Genomic DNA, 1,021 nt, shown 5'->3' with positions numbered 1-1,021 from the left:
CCGCTGCTGTCCGGCGCCCTGCTGACGGCCCTCGTCGCCGTGACGCTGAATCGGCGCCCCCCGCCCCGCCGCATGGCCCAGCCGGCCGGCCGACGGCCAGGCCGTTTCCTCGCCTGCGGCCGGCGATCAGCAACTCCTGGACAGCGCCTTCGAGGCCCTGGCCGATCCGGTCCTGGTGGTGGCGGGCGGCGAGGCCGACGACATCGCGGGGCGTCGGGTGATGCTGGCCAACGCCGCCGCGCGCGACCTATTCCGCATCCAGCGCGAGGGCGCGCTGCTGGTCTCGGCCCTGCGCGAACCGACGGTGCTGGAGGCGGTGGACGAGGCCCTGTTCGGCGGCGTCGCGCGCACCACCGACTACGCCGGCGTCGGCGCCCAGACCCGCCACTGGCGCGCCCTGACCCGTCCCCTGCCCTCGCCCGACGCCGACCGTCCCCTGGCCCTGGTCGTGCTGCGCGACGAGACCGAGGTGCGGCGCATGGAGCTGATGCGCGTCGACTTCCTGGCCAACGCCTCGCACGAGCTGAAGACGCCCCTGGCCTCGCTGGCCGGCTTCATCGAGACGCTGAAGGGCCACGCCCGGGACGACGTCAAGGCGCGCGACCGCTTCCTGGACATCATGGCGGTGCAGGCCGACCGGATGAGCCGCCTGGTCGCCGACCTGCTGTCGCTCAGCCGGATCGAGCTGAACGAGCACGTGCCGCCGTCCGGCCGGGTCGACCTGGCCCGCGCGGCGGTCGACGTCATCGACGCCGTCAGCGTCCTGTCGGCCGAACGCGACGTGTCCGTGCGGCTGGAGGGCCGCGACCTGACCGCCCCGGTCAACGGCGACCGCGACGAGATCATCCAGGTGATCCAGAACCTGGTCGACAACGCCATAAAGTACTCGCCCTCGGGCGAGGCGGTGGAGATCGTCATCCGGCCCGACGTGCCCCTGGACGAGGCCTCCGCGCCCTGGTCGGGCGGCGCCCGCGAGGGCGGAGCCACCCGCCTGCCCCTGGTCACCCCCGACCGCGAGCCG

1 protein-coding gene is annotated in these 1,021 nt (G+C 74.3%); it reads left to right on the top strand.

Annotation, left to right across the window (positions count from 1 at the left end):
* Positions 1–175 precede the first annotated feature (175 nt).
* The coding region (locus AC2W7C_RS18380; protein WP_486002633.1) for a sensor histidine kinase at positions 176–1,021 on the top strand (846 nt) is incomplete at its 3' end.

Source organism: Brevundimonas sp. CURTG3B2_SDJG (assembly GCF_057364705.1).
Note: the sequence above shows the minus strand (reverse complement) of the source record. Positions and strands in the feature narration are given on the sequence as shown.